20 protein-coding genes, 1 tRNA gene and 2 pseudogenes are annotated in these 21,237 nt (G+C 70.0%); 11 read left to right on the plus strand and 12 right to left on the minus strand.

Translation table 11 applies throughout. From position 1 onward, the window contains the following. Positions 1–379: 379 nt before the first annotated feature. Positions 380–1,243, minus strand: coding sequence for an N-formylglutamate amidohydrolase (locus RUTHE_RS14835; RefSeq protein ID WP_021099307.1), 864 nt, complete (start codon positions 1,241–1,243; stop codon positions 380–382). Between the two features lie 143 nt (positions 1,244–1,386). Between RUTHE_RS14835 and RUTHE_RS14840 the strand changes: the two genes are divergently transcribed. The 3 genes from RUTHE_RS14840 to RUTHE_RS14850 all read left to right on the plus strand — a co-directional run bounded on the left by RUTHE_RS14840 (position 1,387) and on the right by RUTHE_RS14850 (position 3,134). Further along, a tRNA-Val gene (locus tag RUTHE_RS14840) sits at positions 1,387–1,461 on the plus strand. 72 nt (positions 1,462–1,533) lie between these two features. Continuing rightward, positions 1,534–1,659, plus strand: coding sequence for a type B 50S ribosomal protein L36 (ykgO, locus tag RUTHE_RS14845; RefSeq protein ID WP_021099308.1), 126 nt, complete (start codon positions 1,534–1,536; stop codon positions 1,657–1,659). Between the two features lie 185 nt (positions 1,660–1,844). Then, positions 1,845–3,134 (plus strand): DVUA0089 family protein, encoded by a 1,290-nt coding sequence (locus tag RUTHE_RS14850; protein ID WP_021099309.1) that lies wholly within the window; start codon positions 1,845–1,847, stop codon positions 3,132–3,134. Between the two features lie 42 nt (positions 3,135–3,176). Here RUTHE_RS14850 and RUTHE_RS16305 read toward each other — a convergent pair whose 3' ends face one another. Next, entirely contained in the window at positions 3,177–4,247 is a 1,071-nt protein-coding gene (locus RUTHE_RS16305) for a peptidoglycan-binding domain-containing protein (protein ID WP_245542268.1), read from the minus strand. 736 nt (positions 4,248–4,983) lie between these two features. Next, positions 4,984–5,319 carry a DUF3775 domain-containing protein gene (locus RUTHE_RS14860; RefSeq protein ID WP_021099311.1) on the minus strand — a complete coding sequence of 112 codons (336 nt, stop codon included), beginning with the start codon at positions 5,317–5,319 and terminating at the stop codon, positions 4,984–4,986. A gap of 241 nt (positions 5,320–5,560) precedes the next feature. Between RUTHE_RS14860 and RUTHE_RS14865 the strand changes: the two genes are divergently transcribed. Continuing rightward, a complete protein-coding gene (locus RUTHE_RS14865; RefSeq protein WP_021099312.1) occupies positions 5,561–6,169 on the plus strand; it encodes a sigma-70 family RNA polymerase sigma factor in 609 nt (202 codons plus the stop codon). A 52-nt stretch (positions 6,170–6,221) separates the two neighbouring features. Here RUTHE_RS14865 and mutL read toward each other — a convergent pair whose 3' ends face one another. The 8 genes and pseudogenes from mutL to RUTHE_RS14900 all read right to left on the minus strand — a co-directional run bounded on the left by mutL (position 6,222) and on the right by RUTHE_RS14900 (position 16,258). After that, a complete protein-coding gene (mutL, locus tag RUTHE_RS14870; protein ID WP_021099313.1) occupies positions 6,222–8,063 on the minus strand; it encodes a DNA mismatch repair endonuclease MutL in 1,842 nt (613 codons plus the stop codon). A 49-nt stretch (positions 8,064–8,112) separates the two neighbouring features. Further along, the gene (locus RUTHE_RS14875; RefSeq protein ID WP_084465123.1) at positions 8,113–9,507 is read right to left on the minus strand and encodes a M16 family metallopeptidase; all 1,395 of its coding nucleotides are present in this window, start codon (positions 9,505–9,507) and stop codon (positions 8,113–8,115) included. Continuing rightward, positions 9,507–10,841, minus strand: coding sequence for a M16 family metallopeptidase (locus tag RUTHE_RS14880; RefSeq protein ID WP_021099315.1), 1,335 nt, complete (start codon positions 10,839–10,841; stop codon positions 9,507–9,509). Before RUTHE_RS14880 ends, RUTHE_RS14875 begins: the two co-directional genes overlap by 1 nt. Before the next feature lie 94 nt (positions 10,842–10,935). Beyond that, on the minus strand, positions 10,936–11,112 hold the full coding sequence (locus RUTHE_RS16720; protein ID WP_021099316.1) for a hypothetical protein: 177 nt from the start codon (positions 11,110–11,112) through the stop codon (positions 10,936–10,938). A 32-nt stretch (positions 11,113–11,144) separates the two neighbouring features. After that, positions 11,145–11,672, minus strand: a complete 528-nt coding sequence (gene lspA / locus RUTHE_RS14885; RefSeq protein ID WP_021099317.1) for a signal peptidase II — start codon at positions 11,670–11,672, stop codon at positions 11,145–11,147. An 11-nt stretch (positions 11,673–11,683) separates the two neighbouring features. Further along, positions 11,684–13,244, minus strand: a pseudogene (gene purH / locus RUTHE_RS14890) (bifunctional phosphoribosylaminoimidazolecarboxamide formyltransferase/IMP cyclohydrolase). After that, positions 13,241–15,007 (minus strand): heparinase II/III family protein, encoded by a 1,767-nt coding sequence (locus RUTHE_RS14895; RefSeq protein WP_021099320.1) that lies wholly within the window; start codon positions 15,005–15,007, stop codon positions 13,241–13,243. The pseudogene purH and the gene RUTHE_RS14895 overlap by 4 nt, the downstream one beginning before the upstream one ends. 49 nt (positions 15,008–15,056) lie before the next feature. Further along, positions 15,057–16,258 (minus strand): annotated as a pseudogene (locus RUTHE_RS14900) (RsmB/NOP family class I SAM-dependent RNA methyltransferase). Between the two features lie 354 nt (positions 16,259–16,612). On the opposite strand from RUTHE_RS14900, the gene RUTHE_RS14905 reads away from it, so the two are divergent. Next, a complete protein-coding gene (locus tag RUTHE_RS14905; RefSeq protein ID WP_021099322.1) occupies positions 16,613–16,828 on the plus strand; it encodes a DUF1674 domain-containing protein in 216 nt (71 codons plus the stop codon). 6 nt (positions 16,829–16,834) lie between these two features. Here RUTHE_RS14905 and dapB read toward each other — a convergent pair whose 3' ends face one another. Then, complete coding sequence (gene dapB / locus RUTHE_RS14910) at positions 16,835–17,647, minus strand: 4-hydroxy-tetrahydrodipicolinate reductase (protein WP_021099323.1); 813 nt, start codon at positions 17,645–17,647, stop codon at positions 16,835–16,837. A 104-nt stretch (positions 17,648–17,751) separates the two neighbouring features. On the opposite strand from dapB, the gene rbfA reads away from it, so the two are divergent. The 6 genes from rbfA to RUTHE_RS14935 all read left to right on the plus strand — a co-directional run bounded on the left by rbfA (position 17,752) and on the right by RUTHE_RS14935 (position 21,152). Continuing rightward, a complete protein-coding gene (gene rbfA, locus RUTHE_RS14915) occupies positions 17,752–18,135 on the plus strand; it encodes a 30S ribosome-binding factor RbfA (protein ID WP_021099324.1) in 384 nt (127 codons plus the stop codon). After that, positions 18,132–18,875, plus strand: coding sequence for a phosphodiester glycosidase family protein (locus RUTHE_RS14920; RefSeq protein ID WP_021099325.1), 744 nt, complete (start codon positions 18,132–18,134; stop codon positions 18,873–18,875). Before rbfA ends, RUTHE_RS14920 begins: the two co-directional genes overlap by 4 nt. 143 nt (positions 18,876–19,018) lie before the next feature. Continuing rightward, positions 19,019–19,924 carry a tRNA pseudouridine(55) synthase TruB gene (truB, locus tag RUTHE_RS14925; RefSeq protein WP_021099326.1) on the plus strand — a complete coding sequence of 302 codons (906 nt, stop codon included), beginning with the start codon at positions 19,019–19,021 and terminating at the stop codon, positions 19,922–19,924. Between the two features lie 16 nt (positions 19,925–19,940). Beyond that, positions 19,941–20,276, plus strand: a complete 336-nt coding sequence (locus RUTHE_RS18730) for an NTP transferase domain-containing protein (protein ID WP_021099327.1) — start codon at positions 19,941–19,943, stop codon at positions 20,274–20,276. A 121-nt stretch (positions 20,277–20,397) separates the two neighbouring features. Beyond that, the gene (locus tag RUTHE_RS18735; RefSeq protein ID WP_021099328.1) at positions 20,398–20,574 is read left to right on the plus strand and encodes a hypothetical protein; all 177 of its coding nucleotides are present in this window, start codon (positions 20,398–20,400) and stop codon (positions 20,572–20,574) included. After that, positions 20,571–21,152, plus strand: coding sequence for a GNAT family N-acetyltransferase (locus RUTHE_RS14935; protein WP_021099329.1), 582 nt, complete (start codon positions 20,571–20,573; stop codon positions 21,150–21,152). The genes RUTHE_RS18735 and RUTHE_RS14935 overlap by 4 nt, the downstream gene beginning before the upstream one ends. Positions 21,153–21,237 lie beyond the last annotated feature (85 nt).

Below are 21,237 nucleotides of genomic sequence, written 5' to 3' on the forward strand. Positions count from 1 at the left end.
TCATCATCGAACCAGACCAGTCACCCAGCCCAGCCCTAGAGGCCATAGATATGCAAGAAACCAACCCGCCAAAACCAACAGGCCAGCCGCCCACATACCCCTTCGATCTGCCAATCCTGTCAAAGAGCCATCAGCGATGGAAACAGCCCCTGAATCCGCCTCTTTCCTAGCGAACCCCGAGGATCATGCTTGCCATTGCTCCGGTCTACCTGTCGGCGCCACATCGTGCTGCCGCCGTCCGACCGTGGAGGCACTCTCTACAGAGTGATTCCGGCATGCGCAAGGACTTTTTTTCGATCATCAGGCTTCCGTGGCGTCATCCGGCCTGCAATCCCCCCCCAGCCCCCCAGCCCCCCGCGGCCTTGTTGCAGCCTGCTGCTCATTCAGCAGCCAGCGGCAGCCCCTCGGGCCGCCCGATCGCCGCAATCTCCGCAACGGCGCCGGCCAGGATCTGCCGGAAGGCAGCAAAATCCCGCGATGGCTCGATCAGATGCTCGTCCATGTAGAGAGAGCGGTTGATCTCCACCTGGATGGCATGCTGACGGCGTGTGGGACGGCCGTAATGCTGGACATTGTAGGCCCCCGCAAAAGGCATGTTCCGGGCCACACGCAGCCCCGCCCTCTCGAAGGCAGCAGCGATCCGCTCCACGATCGCCGGGGCGGCGGCCGCGCCGAAGCGATCGCCCAGCACCACATCGGGACGCACGCCGCCGACCGGACCGGCGACCTCGATCGCCTCGCGCGGCATCGAATGACAGTCGATGAGGATCGCTTCTCCGAACAGCGCGTGGCTTTCGGCCAGAAGGGCGGCAAGAGCCCCATGATAGGGCCGCCACCATCTGTCGATGAGGGCCTGTGCCTCGGCGAGCGGCATCCGGCGCTGATGAATCGGTCGACCGCCGGCCACCACACGCGGAATCACCCCCAGCCCTGAGGCCACACGCGGATTATGGACCGGTCGCCGCACCCCCTCGATCAGGGCAGGGTCGAATTCGTCGGCAGCCCGGTTGAGATCGACGACCGCCCGGGCGATCCGCGCCGCCAGCAGCGGCGCACCATGCAGAGGCGCCACATCGAACAGATCGTCCACAAAGGCATCTTCCGAGGACCGGATCGCCCGGGAATCGAGCATGGTCCGCGACAGGAAGCCGGGCGGACAGTAGCGCCCCGAATGTGGCGAAGCGAACACGACCGAGGTCGTCCTGCGCAGCGGCCTCGTGAGATGGAAGGCAGCCTCGGTCATGGGCAATGGAATTCTTGGTCAGGGACAGGGCGCCGGTCAGCATATAGCGGGCCGCGTCCATGCCGAAAGCCCTTGATCTCCCCCTCCGGCTCCACTATCCACCGCCCACCGCATGGCGCTCTCTCCGGGGGGCGCCCGCGGTGGGGCGGTTAGCTCAGCGGTAGAGCACTACGTTGACATCGTAGGGGTCACTGGTTCGATCCCAGTACCGCCCACCATTTCCTTCCCGCGGGCCCGCCCGCACGAACGCAACCCCAGGCGCGACCTGCGCCGCGAACAGGAGAGCCGCGATGAAGATCGCCAACTCGCTCCGCTCGCTCAAGCTGCGCCACCGCGACTGTCGCGTCGTGCGCCGCAAGGGCCGCGTTTACGTGATCAACAAGACCCAGCGCCGCTACAAGGCCCGCCAGGGCTGAAGCGCGACGGCCGGCCCTTCGGGTCCGGCAGCTTAAGGACAGGGGCCGCGCCGGTGATGCCGGGGCGGCCCGTGTCATTCTCCCCCGTGCCATTCTCCATCGTCCCCCGGCCGCACGCGTCTTAACGCTGGCACAGAGACCGCCTCTCCCGTAGGCTGTCTGCAGGAGCAATCGGGGGCCATGCGATGAGAACGGACCGGGTCGCGGCAGGCGTGGCCGCAGCTTTCGTCATCGGCGCTGCGGCGCCGGTCACGGCGCAGGATTTCTGCGGCGGGCACAGCGCCGGAGGGCAATGGATCGGCGGCAGCGAGGCCCGTTCGGACGTGGCAGCGGCCACCTCCCACATGGAGCAGATGGCGCTGATCCTGATGGGGAACCAGTATGTCGCCCTCTTCACGGTCAGCGCCCCCAGCGATGTCCGCCTCGAGGCGCAGGGCCGCGGGGCCGGCGATCCCGTGATCGACCTCTATGACGAAAGCGGCTCCATCCTGCTTTCGGACGACGATTCGGGCGGCAACGGCTCATCGCGGGCCGAAACGACCCTGCAACCCGGGCGTTACTGTCTGGCCGTGCGCAGCTATGACGGCTCGCCCATGACCGGTTTCGTCCGCATCGGCCGGCTCGAGCACGAAGCCCTGACGCCCGGCAGCGATTCGCCACCCGCTCCGACCGACAGCGAAGACCCCATTCCGGGGGCAGACCCGATGCCAGGGGGGGCGATCGGCGAAATCTGCGACATCGCCACAGTCACGACCTTTCTGGGAGACGGACAGGCGCTCGACTCCCTGCTCGCCGAAGGAGTGACCGAAACCGCCTCCCCCGAGGAGGTGCCGTTCTGGGGCTTCACGCTTGCCGCTCCGGCGGCGGTGTCGATCACGGCCGAGAACCCCGATGCCGATCCGGTGATCACCCTCTATGACCAGTCCGGCAACTGGCTTGCCGAGAACGACGACTGGGACGGCCTCAACGCGCGCATCGACATGACGATGCCGCTCCAGCCCGGCAGCTACTGCATCGGGGTGAACGCCCTGCGGGACACGGCGCAGCCGATCACGATTCGCCTGTCCGCCTATGATCCGCTGGCCGCCCAGATCGCCCTCTATGATCGGGGCGAGGCGGCGCCCCCCCTGGACGGATCCTATCCGGTCACCGATCTGGGCCTGCTGAGTGCTCGCCTGCGCTCGGACATCCAGAGCACCGACGAGCGCGCCACCTGGCTGTCCTTCGATGTGCCCGAAGCAGGGATCGTCCTGATCGAGGCGGTGACCAACGGCCAGGGAGATCCGATGCTGCGGCTCTTCGACGATTTCGGCCGCGAGATCGGCTATAATGACGACAATGGCCAGTCGCTCGACAGTCGGCTGATCGCGCAGGTGCAGCGGGGCACCTATCTGGTGGCTGTCCGGCAACTCGGTCAGGGCCAGCAGGTCCTGACACGGCTGCTCTTCGAGCGCTATGTGCCTGCACAGCCCTGATGCAGGCGTGCCCTGGCGGCCCCCGATCCGGGGCCGCCATGGTCAGCGATCGAGGGCCTGCTGCAGCGTATCGGCCAGGAGGCGCACCAGCGTCGCCTCGTCGAGAAAGCCCGTCGCACCAAGGCTGCGGTCACGCTGATAGGCGCGCAAGGCCCGGCGCGTTCCGGCATCGAAATTGCCGTCCACGGCGCCTGGGTCCAGTCCCAGCGCCGCAAGGCGCTGTTCGATCACCCGCCGTGTCAGCGTGTTGAGGCCCAGCGCTGCCTCGGCCGCCTCGGCCGCGGCACGCCCTTCCGCCTCCTCGGCCCGCCGCAGGATCGCATCGAGACGGGCCCGGGCTTCGGCAGCAAAGCGCCCTTCGGGAAAGGCCTCAAGATATTCGCGGAAGGCCTCGGCCGTGTCCGCCTGTCTGGCGCGGTCCCAGGCGGCCCTGTCGGCGGCCTCGGCCTCGGCACGGTTGCGCGCCTCGATGCGGGCAAGCTGCTCGGTGGCGTCCGCGGCAAAAAGGCCTTCGGGATAGCGGGCCAGATAGGCCCTGAGGCCGGCCTCGTCGCCGCGGGCACCGGTCTCTTCCCAGAAGGCGCGGTCGGCCGCCTCGGCAGCCTGGCGCTGACGCTCGGCCTCTGCCTCGAGCTGGGCGGCGCGCCGGGCCGCCTGTGCCTCCAGACGAGCGATCTGATCGGCATCGAGATAGCCCGTCTGCGCAAAACCGTTCTGCTGCTGCCAGTTGCGGATCGCGCCCCGCGTGCCGGGGCCGAAGATCCCGTCGATGCCACGCGGATCGAAGTTCAGAAGCGACAGGTTGCGCTGGATGGCCCGCCGCTCCTCGCGCGAGAGGGCGAGCCTGTCCTCTGCCAGTCTTTCGGCGCGGAAGGGCTCGTCCTGGATGGCGGCGATGGCCTCGCGCGCCTGGATGGCATAGCGGCCGTTCGGATAGGTGCGCAGATAGCTCTCGTAGGCGGCCACGGTATCGAGGGCGACAGCCCCCTGCCAGACGGCAGTTTCCTGGGCCTGTTCGGCCTGGGTGGGCAGGCGGCCCTGGGGGGCGGGCGGTGCAAAGACGAAGCCGCGCGGCAAATAGCCCTCTGGCTCGATGGTTGCATTTGCGGTCACCAGACGCGAGACGGTCCCCCCCTGCCACGGCCAGCTCGTCGGCGAGGAAGGCTGCTGCATCCTCGGGCCTGCCCCGCAGCACCGTCACCCCCTGCGGCACATCCAGCGTCCCCAGTCCCTCCTGCAGCCATGGATCGAAGGCCCTCCCCTCGCCCGGCTCCACCCCGAGCAGCAGGACCGCACGGGAGGGGGCACGCGCCAGCACCAGCATCAGGCTCTCGACCGAGAGCATGCGCCCATCGATCCGCAGAAGTCCCGGCAACGGCGCCTCGCGGGTGAGATACCAGCTTCGTTCGCCATCGGTGACGAAGCGTCCCGACAGGGCCACCAGCAGGCGGTCTGCATCCGGGGCCGCGCGCAGGAAGGTCTCGAGAGCCGGGGCGAGATCGGCGGCCCGCGCATCCTCGAGCACCGTGACATCGAAACCCAGCGCCGCGATCCCCTCCGCAGCCCGGGCCATCTCCCGCCCTGCGGGCAGATCGGGCAGGTTCTCGTAATCACCCGTGCCGATCACCAGGGCCAGGTCATCGGCGGCAAGCGCCATCGGCCAGAGGGCCATCAGCACGGCAGAAAGACGGGGAAGAAGGGGGGGCCTGCGCATGATCTCTCCTTCCTGGCTGCTGAGGGGGTCCCGGGGGGCTGGCCTCGCCATCCGATGCGGGAAGGCATCGTCAGGCAATAACGGAGAGATGTCAGTCATCGGCAATCCCCCCGGGTCCACCCCGGACGGGCCGGATCAGACGGGCAGGGTCGCATCGTCCTCTGCTTCGCGCGGATCGATGCCCATGGCCTCGAGACCCGCCTCCAGGTGATCGGCCAGATGCGGGCTTCCCTTGAGATAGGCGGCGGTCGGAACGGTTGCCTCCTCCATGGCCGTGCGCCGGGCCTCGTCCCATTCCTCCGGTTCGAAGGCCCCACGGCCGATCCACAGCAGCGCAACCACATCGGCGCGCTCGTCCTCGTCCATTCCCTCGATCAGACCGTCGAACTGGGCTTCGGCATCCGGCATTCCCTGGGCGATCTCGCGGGCCAGAAGGATCAGCTCGCCCACCTTGTCCCTTGCGATGTCCATTCTGGCCTCCCTGTGTGGCCCCGCCTTCGGTGCAGCCGCCGACCCCTGACTTCGCCCTCGGCACGGGCCGGATGGTCGTGATTCCCGGCAGAGGAACACCGGGCATCGGGATCCGGTTCCTTGCCCTGCCTGGCTCCCTGCATTCCTGCACAGGGGGATGCGCGGTCATGAAGGTAACGGTCCGGCGCCCCTGCCCTATGTCCCTTCGTATCGTCTCAGGTCAAGCGGAGGGAGACCTGTCATGAACCGCACGCCCTCGGGCCCAGCGCAAACCGGCGACCCCTGGACGGATGATCTGCTGCAGATCCGGGATCATCAGGATCAGCAGGCCTTTGCCCGCCTCTACCGCCATTTCGCACCCCGCCTGCGCGCATTCCTCATCCGCTCGGGCTCGACACCGGAAGTCGCGGAAGACTGCGTGCAGGAAGCACTGGCGGCCGTCTGGCACAAGGCCCATCTCTTCGACCCCGCCCGGGCCAGCGCGACCACCTGGATCTTCACGGTCGCCCGGAACCGGCGGATCGACCTGATCCGGCGCGACCGGCATCCCCCGCCTGACGATTTGCCCTGGGGACCGAAGGCCGACCCGGAGCCGCTGGACAGGCTCGCCCTGCGGCAGGAGGCCGACCGCCTTGCCATAGCGATGCATGCCCTGCCCCTGGCCCAGCGCCGGATGGTCGAGCATGCCTATTGGGCCGACATGACCCATAGCGAGATCGCGGCCCGGACGGGCCTGCCTCTTGGCACCGTGAAATCGCGCCTGCGCCTCGCACTCGGGCGGTTGCGCGCGGAGATGGATTGCGAAGGGGCGGCGGAGGGCGGCTCTGCGAGACGGGAGGCCTGGGCCTGACGGCACGGGACTCCGCATTCCACCCGATCCTTCCGCGGCTCTCCGGCGTCCGTCAGCGTCGTCCGAACAGACGTTCGATGTCCCTGAGCGACAGGGACACGAAGGTTGGCCGTCCATGGTTGCAGGCGCCGGCCCCCGGCGTGCGCTCCATCTCGCGCAAGAGGGCATCCATCTCCTCCAGCCGCAACCTGCGACCGGCGCGCACCGAATGATGGCAAGCCATGCGCGCGAGAAGGGCGTCAAGCCGCGTCTCCAGCGCCTCATCGGCGGGCCTCTCCGGCAGAAGGGCGGCAAGATCGCGCAGCAGGGCCGCCCCGTCCGCCGCCCCGAGCGCAGCAGGCATGGCGCGCAGGAGAAGGGCCGTGCCTCCGAAGGGCTCGATCTCCAGCCCCGCCTGCGCCAGATCCCCGGCAGCGGCCATCAGCCTTTCGGCATCGGCCGGCCCCAGATCGACGACAAGCGGCACCAGCAGCGGCTGGACCACCACGCGCCCCGAACGGGCCTCGCGCTTCAGCCTTTCATAGACCAGCCGTTCATGGGCGGCATGCTGGTCCACGAGGACGAGACCCTCGGCCGTCTCGGCCAGGATCCAGTTGCCATGGATCTGTGCCCGGGCCACGCCCAGCGGATGGTCGGTCTTCGGCGCCGGAGGCGCGTCGGCGGGCGTTTCCCAGATGCGGGCGGCTGGCGGGGCGATCTCGGCAAAGCCGGGCATCGCCACGGGCTGCTGATGGGGCACGGGGAGAGAATGCAGGGACGGTCGCGGATCGAGGGGCGCCTGCGCCGCGCGGGCTGCCTCGACCGCGGCGGCAGAGGGGCGCATCATCCCGAGCGCGCTCCTCGACAGACCGGAAGCGGCATGCAAGCCGCCAAGCGCGCGCCGCAACCCCCCGACCACCAGGCTGCGCACGAGGTCCGGTTCGCGAAAGCGGACCTCGGCCTTGGCGGGGTGGACATTCACATCGACACGCATGGGATCGCAGTCGAGGAAGAGCGCCGCCATCGGATGGCGCCCGGCCGGCAGCAGATCCCCATAGCCGGCCCGCAAGGCGCCCAGCAGAAGACGGTCCTTTACCGGCCGTCCGTTGACAAAGACATACTGGGAGACCGCCGCGCCCCGTGCCTCGGCAGGCGGAGAGGCCAGAGCAGTCAGGAGAAAGCCGTCCCTCTCCTCCCTGATGGCGATGGCGCCGTCCGCGAAGGCGCGCCCCAGCACGGCAGCCAGGCGGGCCCGCAAGGCCTCCTCGCCCGTCTCCGCCGGCAGTCGCATGAGCACCCTCTCGCCCCCGGCAGACAGGTCGCGCAGGGTGAAGGCCACGCCGGGGGCCGCCATCGCGAGACGGCGCAACGCCTCGGCCGCGGCCATCCGTTCGGCCTGTGCGCCGCGCAGGAACTTGAGCCGGGCAGGCGTCGCGAAGAAGAGATCGCGCACCTCGACCACGGTCCCCCGCGACAGGGCGGCCGGCCGCACGGGACCGACCTGCCCCCCTTCGGCGGTGATCATGGCCGCTTCGCGCCCCTCGACCCGGCTCGTGAGGGAGAGTCGCGCCACGGCGGCGAGCGAGGCCAGCGCCTCTCCGCGGAAGCCGAAGAATCGGAGATCGAGAAGATCGCGCCCGTCGGTCTTGGAGGTGGCATGCCGGGCAAGGGCCAGGGGGAGCTCCTCCGGACGGATGCCACAACCGTCATCCTCCACGCGGATGAGTGCCCGCCCGCCTTCGGCCAGGGCGACATCGATCCGCGCAGCCCCCGCATCAAGGGCATTCTCCACCAGTTCCTTGACAGCAGAGGCAGGGCGTTCGACGACCTCGCCTGCAGCGATGCGGTCGATCGCGGCAGGATCCAGCAGACGGATCGCAGGCGACGCCGGAGGCGGGACAAGGGGGCGTGTCATGCCCTCGTCCTAGCATGGGGCCCGTCGCCTCGACGAGAGGGGGCGTCCGTCACCCCTGATCGCCAGGCGCAGCCGCCGGCAGCTCTGCCGGAGGACGGTCGCCGGATACCGGAGCGCTCTCTTCCGCATCGCCGGCCCCCTGCCCCGACTCCAGCCCTTCGGGCCGACCGACGATCACGAAAGTCAGCCGGTCAGGGTCCATCAGCTCGGCGGCAACGCGCCGGATGTCCTCCATCGTCACGGCCTCGACCAGGGCGTTGCGTTCGGTGACATAGCTTGTCGGCAGGCCCAGGATCTGCATCGCGACCAGGATGCGGGCGATCTGGGCGTTGCCGTCGAAACGCAGCGCATATTCGCCCGTCAGATAGGTCTTGGCGGCGCGCAGCTCCTCTTCGGTCACACCATGGGCGGCGACATCGGCCCAGATATCGCGCGTCACGGCGATGGCTTCGGCCATGGTGGCGTTGGACGAGGCGACCGAGCCCACCCAGGTCGCCCCGAACTCGAGCGGCACAAGGCCGGTGCCGATCCCGTAGGTCAGGCCGCGCCGCTCGCGGATCTCCGTCATCAGACGGCTCTCGAAGCCGCCGCCACCCAGAATGTGATCGAGGACGAAGGCCGCGAACCAGTCAGGATCATCCCGCGCGATGCCCCGCTGGCCGAAGACGGCGACGGCCTGAGGCGTGGGGTAATCGATGACGGTCACCCCGCCGGCAAAGGCGGGCTCGACCCGCTCGGGCAGCGGCGGCCCGTCCGCTGGAAGACCGGCAAGAAGGTCATCGAGCAGGCGCCCCAGCTCCTCTGCCGTGATGTCGCCCACGGCGGCGACATGGACGCGTCCGCCCACCAGAGCATCGCGATGGGCCTGCAGAAGATCCTCCCGCGTCAGCGCGGCGACCGATTCGGGCGTGCCCTCGATGGGGCTGCCATAGGGATGATCGGGAAAGGCCAGGGCATCCAGCGCATTCCAGGCGATCATGCGGGGGTCCTGTGCATCATGGGCCAGCCCGGCCAGCACCTGGCCGCGCACCCGTTCCACCGCATCGGGATCGAAACGGGGCGCCACCAGCGCCTGATGCAGAAGCGCCGCAGCTTCGTCCCTGGTCTCGGTCAGCAGGGAGGCCGAGATCGACACGCTGTCATCGGTGGCGCTGAAGCGGAAGACGGCCCCCAGTCCCTCGCGCGCGGCCTGAAAGGCGCGGGCATCGCGGTCCCCGGCCCCTTCCTCCAGAAGACCCGTCATCAGATAGACCGAGCCGCGCTTGCCCTCTCGGTCGAGATTGGCCCCGCCGCGGAAGCTGATTTCCAGGGCCGTGAAGGGAAGCGAATGCTCTTCCACCAGCCAGGCCCGGATCCCGCCCGGCGAGACGACTTCCTGGATCGCGATCTCGGCCCGCGCTGCGGCAGCACCGAGGATCAGTGTCAGGGCCAGCAGCAGGCGGATCATGGGGTCGTCTCCTCACCACTCGAAACCCAGAGGGTTACGGACTGCCGAGGGTCAAGAAGCGCATGTGCTGCAGCCATGACATCTTCGGCCGTCACGCTCTGAAGAAGATCGGGCCAGGCCTTCACGTCGGCGACGGTCAGGCCCGTGGCCAGTGCCGCCCCATAACGGTTGGCCAGTTCCTCGATGCGGTCCTGCGCATAGATCTCGGCCGCGGCCAGTTCCACGCGGATCCGCTCGAGCTGTCCGGAATCGACGCCCTCCTCAAGAAAGCGGGCCAGCGCGGCATCCATCGCGGCCTCCGCCTCGGCCAACGACACGCCGGGCCGCGGGACGACCGAGAGGCTGAAGGTGCCCTGATCGAGCGCCACGCCATCATAATCCGCCCCCGTGAACAGGGCGATCTCACTGTCAAAGGTCAGAGCCTCGGCAAGGACGGAGGTGAAGGACGACCCCCCGAGGATCCGTGCAAGGGTCAGCAGCGCCGCGGCCTGCTTCTGGTCGCCAGTCCGGCGTGCAGGCGCGACATAGCTGCGCAGCAGATAGGGCTGGGCCACGCGCGGATCCTCGTAGATCACCCGCCTTGCAGCCAGTTGCGGCGGTTCCTGCGCGCGGATCCGGGGGGGCAGGTCGGGCTCGGCCGGCAGCGGCCCGTAATGCCTTTCGGCCATGGCGATCACCGCTGCGGGATCGACATCCCCGGCCACGACCAGGATGGCATTGTTGGGCGAATACCACAGGTCATAGGTCTGCAGGACATCCTCCATGTCGAGCGCCTCCATCTCGTGGCGCCAGCCGATCACGGGTGTCCCGTAGCGGTGATTGAGCCAGAGCGCCGCGCGCATCTGTTCCCGCGCGATGGCAGAGGGATCGCTGTCCACCCGCTGCGAGCGTTCCTCGAGGATCACCTGCCGTTCGGTCGCAATGTCCTCGGGCGTCAGCCGCAGATCATTCATGCGATCCGCTTCCATCTGCATCATGAGTTCGAGCCGATCGGCCGCGACACGCTGGTAGTAGGCGGTATAGTCGTAGCTGGTGAAGGCGTTGTCGGTGCCGCCATTTTCGGCCACCACGCGCGAGAACTCGCCGGCCTCCATGTCGTCCGTGGCCTTGAACAGGAGATGTTCGAGGAAATGCGCCACGCCCGACCGGCCGACCGGCTCGTCGGCAGAACCCGTGCGATACCAGACCATGTGCACGGCGACAGGCGCGCGGTGGTCCTCGATGACGACGATCTGCATGCCGTTGTCGAGCGTCGCCGTCGTCACCTCCTGTGCAGGCAGGGCGAGCGGCCAGCAGATCAGTGCGGCAAGGATCGGCTTTCGGAACGGCATCGCGATCTCCCTCGGGCGACGGGGGGACGCTTTCACGGGAGGGCCCTCTCCCGCAAGCGGGGATACGCGGAATTGATGGACGGATCGCCGAGGGTCAGCCCGGCGGCGGCAGATCCAGCCGAGTCGGAATCGTCAGGGGCGGGAGCGGCTCGATGACGCGCGGGTTGGGGGTCGGCAGGCCGATCTCGGCGCGCCAGTTGCCCCGCGGGCCTCCACAGGCTGCGAGGAGGAAGAGCGTCACAGCGCCCATGATCCAGAGTCTCGTCCTCATGTCCTTCCTCCTAGCGCAGACGGCGCCCCCCGTCATCCGCTCTTCGTGCGGCCGCGCCGCGGAGGATCCGCCCTCCGCCCCCCGAACAGGACAAGGCCCATCGCGCCCGCGACGATTGCCACATCGGCAATGTTGAAGGCCCAGGGGTTCTCGATGCCGCAGCATGACATGTTGAGAAAGTCTGCAACCGCCCCGTAGAGCAGGCGATCCACCACATTGCCCAGCGCTCCGCCGACCAGCAGGCCCGCCGCAATCTGCGCCCGCAGGCCCCCTCCCTCGTGCCGCATCCACCAGACGACCGTAGCCGAAATGGCCAGCGCCAGCGCGATCAGGAACCAGCGCAGGTCGAACCCGGCCGCCAGGCCGAAATTGACCCCCCGGTTCCAGGCCATGCGGAAATTGAGAAAGGGCGGCCAGACCTCGATCTCCAAGCGGTTGCGCAGATCGAGGGCATGGACCACGACCCATTTCGAAAGCTGATCGGCCAGGAAGACCGCCAGCGCCGTCCAGAGCATCGGACGGATCGGGGAAGAGGCGGCCGGGGCTTTCGGACGGGCCATCGCGGGGGCCCTCAATGCCGGAAATGACGCAGGCCCGTCAGGACCATGGCCATGCCATGCGACTCGGCAGCGGCGATCACTTCGGCATCGCGCTGGGATCCGCCGGGCTGGATCACGGCGGTCACGCCTGCCCGGGCGGCCGCCTCCACCCCATCGGGAAAGGGGAAGAAGGCATCAGAGGCCATCACGACCCGTCCGGTCCGTTCACCGGCCCGCTCGGCCATCTTCCAGGTCGCGATGCGCACGCTGTCCACCCGGCTCATCTGGCCCGCTCCGATTCCGACCGTCGCCCCGCCAGAGGCCAGGACGATCGCGTTGGATTTCACATGCTTGACCACTTTCCAGGCAAAGATCAGGTCGGCCATCTCGGCCTCGTCGGGGGCCCGCGACGTCACGACCTGCAGGTTGTTCCTCTCCAGGATCCCCTTGTCGCGATCCTGCAGGAGAAACGCCCCCCGCGACAGCCTTCCATGTCAGGCCCGGCGCCGCCGGATCGGGCGGATCGCCAGCCAGCAGGAGGCGCAGATTCGGCTTGCGGGCAAAGACTTCGCGTGCCTCCGCATCGGCGTCCGGGGCCACGACGACTTCGGTGAAGACGGCCGTCACCGCCTCGGCTGTTGCGCGGTCGAGCGGACGGCTGACCGCAACGATCCCGCCAAAGGCGGAGACAGGATCGCAGGCCAGCGCCCTTGCATGGGCCTCTGCCACCGTTTCCCCCACGGCCGCGCCGCAGGGATTGGCATGCTTGACGATCACGCAGGCGGCCGTGTCGCGCAGCTCCGCAAGGGCCTCCCATGCGGCATCGGCATCCGCGATATTGTTGTAGGACAATGGCTTGCCCTGAACGAGCCGGGCCGTGGCGACGCCAGAGCGCCGCTCCTGCGTCAGATAGAGCGCGGCGCGCTGATGGGGGTTCTCTCCATAGCGGAGCGGCTGGCCGAGCCGCCCGGCCAGGGCGCGCCAGGGGGCATCCATCGCATCGCCGGACAGCCAGGCGGCAATCGCGGCATCATAGGCGGCCGTGCGTCCGAAGGCCTTCTGCGCCAGCGCGCGGCGCAACGCCCCCGTCGTGCCGCCCTGCTGCTCCAGCTCCGCCAGAAGGGCGGCATAATCCGCCGGATCGGTGACCACAGCCACGTCGCGATGGTTCTTGGCCGCTGCGCGAATCATCGCCGGCCCCCCGACATCGATCTGTTCGACGATCTCGTCGAAGGGCGCCCCCGAATCCCGGGTGGCCTCGAAGGGGTAGAGATTGACCACCAGCAGGTCGATCCCCTCGATCCCCTGTGCGGCCATTTCTGCCAGATGGGTCGGATCGTCGCGCCGGGCGAGCAGGCCGCCATGGATCCGGGGATGGAGCGTCTTGACGCGGCCGCCCAGCATCTCCGGGCTGCCGGTGACCTCGGCCACCTCGGTCACGGTCAACCCGGTCGCGCGCAACATGGCCGCCGTGCTGCCCGTGGAGATCAGGGCGACACCCTTGCGGGCCAGCGCATGGGCCAGATCGGCCAGCCCGGTCTTGTCCGAAACCGACAGCAGGGCACGCCGGACAGGCCGCAGATCCATGGTCATGCTGATGCCTCCTCAGAGGATTCGTCCCGGAACCCGACCGGCCCGAGATCCCGCAGAGCCCCGGATGTGCCCTTGCTTCTGGTCAGTGTCCAGCGCAAGCGCGTGCTGGCCCCCAGAACGCGCAGATGCAGCACCGCCTGAAGGGCAGGATAGGGATGCAGGGCCCCCGGGTCGAGATGGACGGACGGCTCGATCGTCACATCGACAGCCCCTTCCTGAGCAAGCACCCAGCGCTCTCCATTCGGCAGGCCGAGATGCACCATATGATCCTCCAGTTCGGCCTCCACATCCGGGTGGAAATGGAAGCGCACCGCGGCCGGCAGCCCCAGGCCCCGAGCCCCGGACAGGGCGCGGTCAAGCCGTTCGCCATCGGCCCTTGTGAGGGTCGTCAGGAGATCCTCGCCCTCGATCCTGCTGCCGTCCGGAGAGAGCCGCAGGATTCGCGCGCAGGTCAGACCATGGCTCGCGCGCCAGCCGTCATGAGCCAGTTCGGCGCGCAATCCCCGCGACAGGGGGGTGATCTCGGCGATGACGCGCCGCGGCGCCTCGACAAGACGCGCGCCCTCCTCGCCCGGGTGCTGGACCCCGAGGCGCGAGGAGGACAGCCCATCCAGCTCGAGCGCCGAATGGGAACGGGTCGCCCGCGCCGCGCGCTGCCAGTCCCGCCCGAAGCCATGACCCGGTCCGCAATTCACGATCAGCGGACGGCGCCCCGATGTCACCTCGATCGCCAGGGTCGAGGCATGGGCCGTGCAGGACGCCGCGCCCGACGGCGGCGGAGCGGCGTCCGCGATGAGTGTCGTGCGACCGGCTGCCAGGCGCAGATATCCCATCGCGAGAGGGGGCCTGCCGCCTCCGACAGAGGGACGGCCGGCGGCGGCCAGAACCTGCTCCAGTGCGCCTTCGCCACCCCTCCCGCCGCCATGGAACCGCGCCAGGCTGCCATCGGCATGGCGCAGGGTCCGCAGAACGGGGGCGGCCCGGGCCACGGCCGCGGCCAGTTCGGGCGGCGGAGGCCGACCCGCGGCCGTCATCGCATGCGAGGCGTCGAGGATATGCCCGACGCAGGCCAGAAGGGCTTCGGGGTTGCGCGACGGCGTGCCGCCCTGCGCATCGATGGCGCGTTTCGCCTCACGGACCAGGGACCGGCCGATGCGCTCGACGGAAGCGCTCCGCCCGGGCAGGGCGATGCCGCTCTGGATCAGGCCGGTCAGGGCCGCGAACCGCATTTCGGGCCTGGCCAGGCTGCGCCAGCGCCCGGCGAGAAAGGCAGCATCCCGGGCCACGACCCGCACCAGGACCGGTTCCTCGAGGGCATCCGCCCCCCGGCGCAGGAAGGCCCCATGGCCGAGCAGGCGCAGCAACCGCCCGGCCGACAGGGCCGGCGTCCATCCCGGCCCCGTTCCCCTTCCGTAGCGGGCGATCCAGTCCCTCACCCAGGTCTGGGCCAGGGCCCTGGCGCGTGCATCGCCCACGGCCGCCAGATCATCGAGCCAGTCCCAGCCGTGAAGGGCTGCGGCCTCGGGCATTTCGGGGGCCAGATCCCATGGCATGATGCCCGGAGCCTCGAAGACTTCGGCCCCGATCCGCCAGCGTCCCTCCAGCAGCCACCGTCCTCGCCGGGGATCACCGGCCAGGCGTGGCTCTGGCCAGCGGATGGCAGAAGGTCCGGTCAGGGCGATCAGGAGTGCGGCCCGCCGGGCCGACCAGCGATCGGCCCAGGCCTGTCTCCGTGTCCTCGACAAGATCCCCTGCCCGGTCAAGCCTGCCCTCCGCCCCGGCCGCCGGCAGGGACATGCCCGCAGGCGGCCGTCATGCCCGCACCTTGCGGGCCCGCGCAAGAAAGAAGCCGTCCAGCCCCCCCTCCATCAGGCCACAGATCGGGACGGGTGCGCCAGCCCTTCGCGGATTGCCAGGCCGGATCAGCCCCGGAGATGGCCCCCTGTTCGGGCACGAAGCCCGGATGGCGGGCGAGGAAGGCGCTCCACTGCGCCTCGCCTTCCTCTGGCAGCAACGAACAGACGGCATAGACGAGCCGCCCCCCGGGCCGGACAAGCCCTGCCGCATGATCGAGCAGACGCGCCTGAAGCTCGATCATGGCGGCGATCTCCGATCCGTCTCGGGCCACGGGGCAGGTCCGGATGCCGGCGCATCGTGCCTGTGGCAGAGCAGGGTGCATCGAGAAGCACCCCGTCCCATTCCTGCGGCCGGATCTCCAGGGCATCCCCCAGGATCACACGGGCCTGCAGGCCGGTCCGCGCCAGATTTTCCCGCAGCATCTCGAGCCGGGCGGCAGACAGGTCCACGGCCGTCACCTCCGCCCCCGCCGCGGCGAGCTGAAGCGTCTTGCCGCCTGGCGCGGCGCAGAGATCGATCACCCGTTCTCCCGGCCGGGGCCCGAGCAGGCGCACCGGCAGGGCGGCCGCCGCGTCCTGGACCCAGAAGGCGCCCTCATGCCAGCCCGGCAGTGCCGTGACCTGCCGCCCAGAGCCGATCCGCACCGTCCCTGTCGGCAGGAGCCGCCCCCCCAGGCGTGCCGCCAGAGCTGCCGGATCGCCCCTTGCCGTCAGATCGATGGGGGGGATCTGCTCCTGAACGGCCTCGATGGCGGCGGTTGTCTGCTCCCCCCAGGCCGCCACCAGCCGGCTGCGCAGCCAGTCCGGCAGGCGGCCCGGCGGCAGGGCGGCCCAGGCCGGAGCGCCTTCGGCGGCCAGGGCCCGCAGGACCGCATTGGCCAGGCCCTTGTAGCCGGCGGAGCGCGGCGCCGAAGCCAGGATCGTCACGGCGGCATTCACAGCACCATGCGGGGCCTCGCCCGAGCCCAGCTCCCAGGCCGCCAGGCGCAGGACATTGAGAACCGGCAAGGGCGGGCGGCTGCGCAGGCGCCTGGCCAGCCAGGCATCGGTCCGGCCCATCTGCCGCAGCACGCCCAGGGCGAGGCGCCGGGCCCGTGCCCGGCCTTCGGGCGGAAGCGCCGTCAGAAGGCCGGCCGCACGCGGATCGGACAGGAGCATCCCCTCTCCCGTGACCGCATCGAGCAGCCGCAGGGCAGCGCGACGCGGCGCCAGACCGGCCGGATCGGCGGACAGGTCCCGCTCGCCATCGGATGCCGGCGGGCGCAGGGCAGCGCGACGTGAGACATGGGGCCGGCCGCGGTCGCCGCTCCGGGGGGAACCGGCATGTCCTCTGCCCTTCCGGCCTTTCCGGCTGCCGCCCCAACGATCATCCGTCATGCGCCCCAGGCTCCCCTTCCGGCCCGCGCATCCCGGGCCGCGCCCCTGCCGCGGCTGCGACTTTCCCACCCCACGCGGCCGGGCTATAGGTGCCAGCCGCGCCCCCTGCAAGGCGCAGCCAGCCGGAGAGGTTCCATGGCCGACGATCCCGCCGACAGACCGCTTCCCTTGCCTGCCGGAGCCGATCCCGCGACCGCTTCCCGCTGCTGCACGCGTGCCCTGGCCGAGGCCGAGGCCCGCCGCCGCGCGGCAAAGCCCCTCGTCCTGCCCCCGGAAAAGGGGGGGCCGGCCGGGCCCGAGCCGGTCCGCTACGGCGACTGGGAACGCAATGGCCGCGCGGTGGACTTCTGATCGCCTTCAGCCAAGGCCCAGAACATCCATCATGGAATACTGACCCGGATCCCGCCCCTGCCCCCAGAGCACGGCCGCGATGGCTCCGCGGGCAAAGATGCCGCGATCCGTGGCGACATGGCGCAGCAGGATCCTCTCTCCCTCGGTCGCGAACAGCACGTCATGTTCGCCCACGATGTCGCCCCCGCGCAGGCTGGCGAATCCGATCCGTCCCCGGCCGCGCGGCCCCGTCATCCCGTCCCGGCCCCGTTCGGCCAGATCGGCCAGCCGTGCCCCGCGCCCTTCTGCCGCCGCCTCGCCCAGCATCAGCGCAGTTCCCGAGGGCGCATCGACCTTCATCCGGTGATGGGTCTCGAGGATCTCGATGTCCCACTCCTCGCCCAGGACCGCGGCCACCTTTCGCGTCAGCGCCACAAGCAGGTTGACGCCCAGGCTCATGTTGCCGGCCCGCACGATCACCGCATGCCGCGCGGCAGGCTCCAGCCGGGCGATCTGTTCCTCGGTGAAGCCGGTGGTGCCGATCACGTGAACCGCGCGGGCCTGTGCGGCCAGCGCCGCGAAACCGAGACTCGCCTCGGGGGCGGTGAAGTCGATGATCCCCTGCGCCCGGGCAAAGGCCTCCACCGGATCGTCGGTGACGGTCACGCCGAGGGGTGCCCCGCCCATCGCCTCACCCGCGTCGCGGCCGATCCAGGGATGCCCCTCCCGCTCGACCGCTCCGACGAGGCGACAGCGCGGATCCGCGGCCAGAAGGCGGAGCAGCACCCGCCCCATGCGGCCCGAGGCCCCCGTGACGACGATCCCCGGCACATCCTCCATTGCCCGTCCCTCCGCTGCTGTCGGCCCCTCCTAGCGCCTCTGGTGACGCCCGGCCAGCACTCCGACGCTTGGCATCTGCGCGCGCGCGGCCTATCTGGCGGCCCATGTCCGCACCATCCCAGCGCCAGCTCCGCGTCGGCGAACTGATCCGCCGCGCCCTCTCCGAGATCCTCGCCGAGGGCGACATCCACGATCCCGCCCTCGCGGGACGATCCATCACGGTGGGCGAGGTGCGCGTCTCGCCCGATCTCAGACAGGCCACGGCCCATGTCCTGCCGCTCGGCGGAGAGGGGACAGAGGCGGCCATCGCCGCACTGCGCCGCCACAAGGGCGAGATCCGCCGGCGTCTCGCCTCGCGGGTGGAGCTGCGCCATGTGCCCGACCTGCGCTTTGCCATGGACGAAAGCTTCGACCGCCTCGACGCCGCCCGCCGCCTCTTTGCCGATCCCCGTATCCGGCGCGATGTTGCGGAGGATCCCGAGGCATGACGAGAGGCCTTGCTGGCGCCTTCGCGCTGGCTGTGCTGGCCGGTCCGGCTGCGGCCGTGACCTGCCGGGACATCCGCTTCGAGGACATGCCCTACACGATCTGCGAGGCTGCCCCCCGACAGGAACGCATCCGCCTGTTCCTGAATGATGCGGATGGCCGCCCCTTCGGCAGCTTCGCCGCCATCGAGGCCGCGCGCGGTCCGCTCGCCTTTGCCATGAATGCCGGCATGTATCATGCCGACCGCAGTCCCGTAGGCCTCTATGTCGAGGACGGAGAAGAGATCCGCTCTCTCGTCCCCGGTCCCGGTCCGGGCAATTTCGGGATGGTCCCGAACGGCGTGTTCTGTATCGCCCCCGAAGGGGCCTTCGTGATCGAAACAGAGGCCTATGCCGCCGCACCGCGTCATTGCGACTTTGCCACGCAGTCCGGCCCGATGTTGCTGATCGATGGCTCGATCCACCCGCGTTTTCTGCCCGATTCGGACTCCCGCAACATCCGCAACGGGGTCGGCACCTCGTCCGATGGCAGCCGGGCGGTCTTTGCCATGTCCCGCCGCCCCGTGACCTTCTGGGAATTTGCGCGTCTGTTCCGCGACGGCCTCGGCCTTCCCGACGCGCTCTATCTCGATGGACGGGTGTCCCGCCTGCATGCACCGGCGATCGGACGTTCGGACGGCGGAGTGCCCATGGGGCCGATCGTCGGCATCCTGGCGCAGGAGGCCCTGCCCCCCGCGCCCTGATCGCCCCGTCGGCGCCCACGCCTTGACGATCACCGGGATCGGCCGCATCTGGGCCGAGCCATGATCGCCCCCGTCGGCGCCCCCGCCTTGACCGCCGGGCCTGCGCGCACTACTGCGCGGGCCTTCCGCAGCAAGGAGGACCCATGGGACGCAGGAACAAGGGGCGCGATGTCTCGGGTTGGCTGGTCCTCGACAAGCCGGCCGGGCCCACTTCGACCGCCGCGGTGAACAAGGCCCGGTCGGCTCTGCGCGCAGCCAAGGCCGGGCACGCCGGGACGCTCGATCCCGCGGCAACCGGCCTTCTTGCCATTGCCTTCGGCGAAGCGACCAAGACCATTCCCTTCGTGACCGATGCCCTCAAATGCTATCGGTTCACGATCCGCTGGGGCAGTGAAACCACGACCGACGACGCCGAAGGCACCGTCACCGCCACCAGCGCCAGCCGGCCCTCTGCTGCCGCCATCGAGGCGGCCCTGCCTCCCTTCCGGGGCGACATCCTCCAGACTCCCCCGGCCTTTTCCGCCGTCAAGGTCGCCGGCGAACGCGCCTATGATCTGGCCCGCGGCGGGGATGTCCCGGAACTGGCCCCGCGGCCCCTGCATGTTGCACGGCTGGATCTCGTCGGCGTGCCCGATCCCGACCGGGCAGAGCTGGAAATGGTCTGCGGCAAGGGCGGCTATGTCCGCGCCATCGCGCGCGATCTCGGCCGCGTGCTCGGCTGCCTCGGGCATGTGGAGCGTCTGCGTCGTCTCTGGTCCGGCCCCTTCACGCTGGCCGGCGCCACGACATGGGAGGATCTCGAGGGCGATCCCGAGGCGCTCGAGGCGCGCCTGCTGCCGCTCGAATCGGCTCTGGCAGGGCTGCCGGAATGCCGCTGCGCCCCCGGTGCAGAAGATGCGCTGCGCCATGGCCAGCCGGGCGCCGTGATCCCGGCCCGCCCCCTGCAATGGGGAGAGGAGGCCTGGGCCTCCTCCGGTGGACGGGCGGTTGCGATCGGCCTCTACGAAGGGGGTCATCTGCGCCCCACGCGCGTCCTCTCCGGCGGCTGATCTGGCGGCTGAGCGCATGGAACGTCCCCCCGCCGTGATCCTTGCCGGAGGCCTGGGCCGGCGGATGGGCGGGGACAAGGCCCTGCGCCCCTTCCTCGATGCGACCCTCCTGCATGCCGTTCTGGAGCGGATCGCGCCGCAGGCCGGGCCCCTCGCCATCAATGCCAATGACGATCCGGGACGCCTGGCCGCCTTCGGTCTGCCCGTGCTGGCCGATCCCCTGCCGGGCCGGCCCGGTCCGCTTGCGGGAGTGCTCGCGGCGCTGGACTGGGCGGCGGCCGTGGGCGCTCCGGCCGTGCTGACCGTGCCTTGCGACGCCCCTTCCTGCCGACCGATCTGGTTGCCCGCCTGACCGAAGCGGGCGCCCCGCCATCGCCGCCTCGGCGGGACAGCCCCATCCCGTCATCGGGCTCTGGCCGACCGGGGCCGCCGCCGTCCTGCGCGCTACGCTCGCGCGGGGGGAACGGCGCGCCATGGCCTTTGCCGACATCCTGGCGGCGCGCCCGGTTGCCTTTCCCGTCCCCGATGACGGTCCGGATCCCTTCCTGGCCTGCAACACGCCGGCGGAGCTGCACGCCGCCGAGGCCATCGCCCGCCAGATGGGCGCGCCTTGCCCGAAGCCGGCCAAGCCATCACAATCCCCCTCATGAGGATCACGCGCGGCTTTCGCGACGCCGACCGCCCCGCCCTCGCTGCCCTCTACTGGGAGGCCTTCGGCGGCAAGCTCGGTCGCGCGCTCGGCCCCCGGGACCGGGCCCTGCGTTTCATCGAATCGGTCCTGTCCCCGGATCATGTCTTCTGCGCCTGGGACGAGACGGGAACCCTTCTCGGCCTCGCCGGCTTCAAGACGCATGAAGGCGCCCTGGTGAACGGCAGTTTCACCGAGATGATGGCGGTCTATGGCCCTTTCGGCGCGCTCTGGCGGCTCGGCCTGTTGGCCCTTCTGTCGCGCGACACCGAGAATGCCCGCTTCCTGATGGACGGACTGGCCGTCGTGCCCGAGGCGCGCGGGCGCGGCGTGGGAACGGCCCTCCTGGCCGTCATCGCCGAGGAAGCCCAGGCGCGTGGCTTCCGCGAGGTGCGTCTTGAGGTGGTCGAGGAAAATCCCCGCGCCCGCGCCCTCTACGAACGGCTCGGCTATCGCGCCGTCGCGCACCATTCCACGGGCCTGCTGCGCCTCGTCTTCGGCTTCCGCGCGGCCACGACGATGGTGCTCCGGCTGCCCTGACGCCCAACCTCTCATGCGCCATGCGGCCCGCAAGGCCTTCATTCCGGAGCCGATCTGGGGGATACGGCATGCCCGAACCGCATGC

It is taken from the genome of Rubellimicrobium thermophilum DSM 16684, from assembly GCF_000442315.1.
GTDB lineage: Bacteria > Pseudomonadota > Alphaproteobacteria > Rhodobacterales > Rhodobacteraceae > Rubellimicrobium > Rubellimicrobium thermophilum.

Bases quoted from the DNA above. Each gene is read 5' to 3' on its own strand.
- RUTHE_RS14835 (WP_021099307.1), bottom strand. From the start codon at position 1,243: ATGACCGAGGCTGCCTTCCATCTCACGAGGCCGCTGCGCAGGACGACC.
- ykgO (WP_021099308.1), top strand. From the start codon at position 1,534: ATGAAGATCGCCAACTCGCTCCGCTCGCTCAAGCTGCGCCACCGCGAC.
- RUTHE_RS14850 (WP_021099309.1), top strand. From the start codon at position 1,845: ATGAGAACGGACCGGGTCGCGGCAGGCGTGGCCGCAGCTTTCGTCATC.
- RUTHE_RS14860 (WP_021099311.1), bottom strand. From the start codon at position 5,319: ATGGACATCGCAAGGGACAAGGTGGGCGAGCTGATCCTTCTGGCCCGC.
- RUTHE_RS14865 (WP_021099312.1), top strand. From the start codon at position 5,561: ATGAACCGCACGCCCTCGGGCCCAGCGCAAACCGGCGACCCCTGGACG.
- mutL (WP_021099313.1), bottom strand. From the start codon at position 8,063: ATGACACGCCCCCTTGTCCCGCCTCCGGCGTCGCCTGCGATCCGTCTG.
- RUTHE_RS14880 (WP_021099315.1), bottom strand. From the start codon at position 10,841: ATGCCGTTCCGAAAGCCGATCCTTGCCGCACTGATCTGCTGGCCGCTC.
- RUTHE_RS16720 (WP_021099316.1), bottom strand. From the start codon at position 11,112: ATGAGGACGAGACTCTGGATCATGGGCGCTGTGACGCTCTTCCTCCTC.
- lspA (WP_021099317.1), bottom strand. From the start codon at position 11,672: ATGGCCCGTCCGAAAGCCCCGGCCGCCTCTTCCCCGATCCGTCCGATG.
- RUTHE_RS14905 (WP_021099322.1), top strand. From the start codon at position 16,613: ATGGCCGACGATCCCGCCGACAGACCGCTTCCCTTGCCTGCCGGAGCC.
- dapB (WP_021099323.1), bottom strand. From the start codon at position 17,647: ATGGAGGATGTGCCGGGGATCGTCGTCACGGGGGCCTCGGGCCGCATG.
- rbfA (WP_021099324.1), top strand. From the start codon at position 17,752: ATGTCCGCACCATCCCAGCGCCAGCTCCGCGTCGGCGAACTGATCCGC.
- RUTHE_RS14920 (WP_021099325.1), top strand. From the start codon at position 18,132: ATGACGAGAGGCCTTGCTGGCGCCTTCGCGCTGGCTGTGCTGGCCGGT.
- truB (WP_021099326.1), top strand. From the start codon at position 19,019: ATGGGACGCAGGAACAAGGGGCGCGATGTCTCGGGTTGGCTGGTCCTC.
- RUTHE_RS18730 (WP_021099327.1), top strand. From the start codon at position 19,941: ATGGAACGTCCCCCCGCCGTGATCCTTGCCGGAGGCCTGGGCCGGCGG.
- RUTHE_RS18735 (WP_021099328.1), top strand. From the start codon at position 20,398: ATGGCCTTTGCCGACATCCTGGCGGCGCGCCCGGTTGCCTTTCCCGTC.
- RUTHE_RS14935 (WP_021099329.1), top strand. From the start codon at position 20,571: ATGAGGATCACGCGCGGCTTTCGCGACGCCGACCGCCCCGCCCTCGCT.